We start from the raw sequence: 3,563 nt of genomic DNA on the forward strand, positions 1-3,563 counted from the left end.
GCACGTGATCGTCTTGAAACGAAGTATGAGTCCAGGATATGCCGGTATCCAAAATCCTTTGTTCTTCCACGATAAGAACAGGATGTTGTTCGGAGATGCCAAGGATTCCTTGACCAAAGTCGTAAGCGAATTGAAGAACCTGTAATTAGGGAATCATTGCGAACGATCTGATAAAGACTTATCAAAACAAAAGGGGTATCGAAACGAATTCGATACCCCTTTTTATTTTGCACCACTCAACTATAAGTTGAACGGCAACTTACTTCGATTTACTTCTTGTCGTCTACTTCTTCGTATTCGACATCAGTTACATCTTCAGCATCATTTCCACCGGCTCCAGCTCCTGCATCACCGCATCAGCCGTTGCTTCAGGACCTGCACCGCCACGCCAAGCGTTCGCACCAGCCTCTTGAGAAGCTTGGTAGATCTTCCTGGCTAGCCGCTTGCCATGCTGTATTCAATGCTGCACTCGCACTATCAATCTTATCGATATCTTGTGCCTTGTGTGCTCTTTCAGATCGTTCAAAGCCGCCTTCGATTGGTGCTTTTTTGTCTTCAGGACCTTGTCTCCGAATTCTTTTAACTGCTTCTCTGTCTGGAAGATCAAAGAATCCGCAGTATTGATTTGTCACTCTTTCCGAGCCTGCTTATCGCTATCTGCATTCGCAGCTGCTTCTGCCTTCATCTTTCGATCTCCTCTTTGGACAATCCAGTAGAAGCTTCGATTCGGATGTTTTGCTCTTTTTACCGGTACCTTTATCTTTTGCGAAACGCTCAAGATACCATGGCATCAATATCAAAAGTAACTTCGATTTGAGGCATACTCTTGGCGAAGGTGGAATTCCATCTAAGATGAATCTACCTACTGAGCGGTTATCCGTAGCCATTGGACGCTCTCCTTGCAGAATATGAATTTCTACGAAGGCTGTTGTCCGCAGCTGTTAGAATAAGTCTTTGCTTTCTTGTAGGAATGGTAGAGTTGGCTTCAATTACCACATCGTACACACCACCCATCGTTTCGATACCTAGTGAAAGTGGAGTAACGTCTAGCAGCAATACATCCTGTACATCACCACTCAAAACTCCACCTTGGATAGAAGCACCTACAGCTACAACCTCATCAGGGTTTACCCCTTTATTAGGCTTCTTACCGAAGAATTCTTCCACAGCGGCTTGGATTCGAGGGATACGAGTAGAACCACCCACTAAGATGATTTCGTCGATTTCACTCTTCTCTTAAACCAGCATCTTTTATTGCTTCTTGGCAAGGATCAAAGTACGCTCTACCAAGTTATCCGCCAATTGCTCAAACTTCGCACGAGAACAATTTAACACCAAGTGCTTAGGCAACCATCTACTGCAGTGATGTAAGGAAGGTTAACTTCTGTCTCAGTAGAAATGACAATTCGATCTTAGCTTTCTCCGCTGCATCTTTCAAACGCTGTAGCGCCATTGGATCTTTACGAAGGTCCATTCCTTCTTGATCTTTGAACGTATCAGCCAACCAGTCGATAATAATATGATCGAAAATCATCACCACCTAAGTGCGTATACCATGGAGATTTTACTTCAAACACGCCATCACCCAACTCAAGAACAGAGATATCAAAAGTACCTCCACCCAAGTAAATACAGCGATGGTCATATCTTTATTGCGCTATCTAAACCATAAGCCAAAGCCGCAGCAGTAGGCTCATTGATAATACGCTTAATGGTCAAACCTGCAATCTCAACAGCTTCTTTAGTAGCCTGACGCTGAGAGTCATTGAAGTATGCTGGTACAGTAACTACTGCCTCGGTCACCTCCTGTCCCAAAAAGTCTTCCGCTACTTCTTCATTTTCTGAAGTACCATAGCAGAGATCTCCTGAGGCGTGGTACAATCGGCCTTCATATATCACTCTCACTGTATCATTATCTCCTTAACAGCCTTGTACGCAATTCTTCACTTCATTTGAAACCTCAGAAAAGCGCGTTCCCATAAAACGCTTATAGAAGAGATAGTACGCGTTGGATTGGTAATGGCCTGGCGCTTGGCAGGGTCACCGATCTTCCTTTCTCCATTGTCCATGAAAGCGACAACTGAAGGCGTAGTCCTTCTACCCTCATCATTGGGAATTAACCACAGGTTCATTCCCCTCCATCACAGCTACACAGGAGTTGTTGTACCCAGGTCAATACCTATAATTTTACCCATGTTATGTTGTATTTTTAGTTAGTTCAAACGGATTATACGCTTATCCCTATAGCAAGTGATATGCCAATTCAAATTCACTATTTTGAATGACAAAACGGCCCAATTGGCCAAAATGGCCTGACAAGACTTTCGAAATGGCAGAAATGGAGTGACAAAACGGCAGGAAGATCCTTATTGGAATCCCCAGATCACGGGTAAACACGCCATTCTGTAAACTATCTATTGACACGGGGCAAGCGACAGGCCTTCCGCAACGCTGTAGCTTTCGAAGAAAAAGATACCCCGTCCTCTGACAGATTCGTATAGATAGGTACTTCATTGGCACTGGTAATCCCCAGGTTGGCTTGTCCAATTTCGTTAGCTCCAGAAATTCTTCTCCAGCAGCCACTACTTGAATATCTATACCATCAAATACCCTAAATCCAGCTGATAGCACAGGTAAAGCTTCTCCAAAAGAATTGGAAAAAATCACCTGATCGAAGGAAGTAACTCACACGAACTTTCATCCTCTCGCTCATGGCTCGATCCAAGACAAACTCAAGTGTTTTGGGAAGTTAAGTTGGACGGTTGGTTGGGGTCTGATTCTCGTAATGCAACAGAAAGCGTAAATCAAAACAGGCGTGCAGCAGAAGATACCTCCCAGCCGATCCGCAACTCCGTATTATAGGCCCCAAAATTAATCGTTCTCGAGGCAAGTTTCCAATAGTTCTAGATCACCGATCACGTCGTCTCTGCAGTTACTGGCACTTTGGCATCCCCACGCTCAATTACCAGGCGAACTTCTTCCTCCGACTTTAGATTCAATTCAGATCTGGTGATCTTGTATAGAATATTTGGCGTATTTGCGAATGGTCCTTCTATGCGAGGTATCCTTCCCAAGTTCCCATCTACCCTGTCTAGTGAAAGCGTTCACGGTACTAATTTTTTTCAATGGCAATACTGACACTTGGATCAAATAGAGTGAATCCGCTATTTGCGCTATCTCCAATGCATTGCGCCCAGGCCTCCAAAAAGGCCTTCTCTACTCGAATATAGTGTGCTGTATCCTGGGTAGACAAAAACCATAGACGATGGGAATATCTCTCCACTCTGCTTCAATGTCAAAATCTGTGGAACAACTGACTGTAGAAAAATTATTCCGGCAAGCACACCTAGCATTCGGACACAAGGAAAAGCCTTTGAATCTGATATTTAATTGTAGCATCTACTGGATTACTGTAGGTCAAAAAATTTCAAAATGAACGTTAGAGTTCGTGTCAAAATTACGCCCAAAGGTACTAGAATATTGAAAGCTTATTTTCTCCAATTGAGTCAGCTGCCAGACTGGTGCTAACAAAACAAAAAACCTGGCCCCCCTTTACATTCCTT

Annotated in this window: 7 protein-coding genes; 1 reads left to right on the forward strand and 6 read right to left on the reverse strand. The window is 43.7% G+C overall.

Translation table 11 applies throughout. The features are described from left to right. Nucleotides 1–4 precede the first annotated feature (4 nt). Complete coding sequence (locus tag D5R40_RS31215; protein ID WP_282433687.1) at nucleotides 5–145, forward strand: NAD(P)(+) transhydrogenase (Re/Si-specific) subunit beta; 141 nt, start codon at nucleotides 5–7, stop codon at nucleotides 143–145. A gap of 508 nt (nucleotides 146–653) precedes the next feature. Here the strand turns inward: D5R40_RS31215 and D5R40_RS41670 are convergent. From D5R40_RS41670 to D5R40_RS41695, 6 genes are all read right to left on the reverse strand, one after another. Next, the gene (locus tag D5R40_RS41670; RefSeq protein WP_339379516.1) at nucleotides 654–938 is read right to left on the reverse strand and encodes an Hsp70 family protein; all 285 of its coding nucleotides are present in this window, start codon (nucleotides 936–938) and stop codon (nucleotides 654–656) included. After that, a complete protein-coding gene (locus D5R40_RS41675; protein ID WP_282433683.1) occupies nucleotides 874–1,206 on the reverse strand; it encodes an Hsp70 family protein in 333 nt (110 codons plus the stop codon). The genes D5R40_RS41670 and D5R40_RS41675 overlap by 65 nt, the downstream gene beginning before the upstream one ends. Nucleotides 1,207–1,354: 148 nt before the next feature. Continuing rightward, nucleotides 1,355–1,534 carry an Hsp70 family protein gene (locus tag D5R40_RS41680; protein WP_339379515.1) on the reverse strand — a complete coding sequence of 60 codons (180 nt, stop codon included), beginning with the start codon at nucleotides 1,532–1,534 and terminating at the stop codon, nucleotides 1,355–1,357. Then, complete coding sequence (locus D5R40_RS43610) at nucleotides 1,497–1,625, reverse strand: Hsp70 family protein (RefSeq protein ID WP_282433684.1); 129 nt, start codon at nucleotides 1,623–1,625, stop codon at nucleotides 1,497–1,499. Before D5R40_RS43610 ends, D5R40_RS41680 begins: the two co-directional genes overlap by 38 nt. Nucleotides 1,626–1,641: 16 nt before the next feature. Further along, the gene (locus tag D5R40_RS41690) at nucleotides 1,642–1,905 is read right to left on the reverse strand and encodes an Hsp70 family protein (protein ID WP_282433685.1); all 264 of its coding nucleotides are present in this window, start codon (nucleotides 1,903–1,905) and stop codon (nucleotides 1,642–1,644) included. Between the two features lie 38 nt (nucleotides 1,906–1,943). Beyond that, nucleotides 1,944–2,132 (reverse strand): Hsp70 family protein, encoded by a 189-nt coding sequence (locus D5R40_RS41695; RefSeq protein ID WP_282433686.1) that lies wholly within the window; start codon nucleotides 2,130–2,132, stop codon nucleotides 1,944–1,946. Nucleotides 2,133–3,563 lie beyond the last annotated feature (1,431 nt).

Source organism: Okeania hirsuta, from assembly GCF_003838195.1.
In the GTDB taxonomy this organism is placed as follows: Bacteria; Cyanobacteriota; Cyanobacteriia; order Cyanobacteriales; family Microcoleaceae; genus Okeania; species Okeania hirsuta.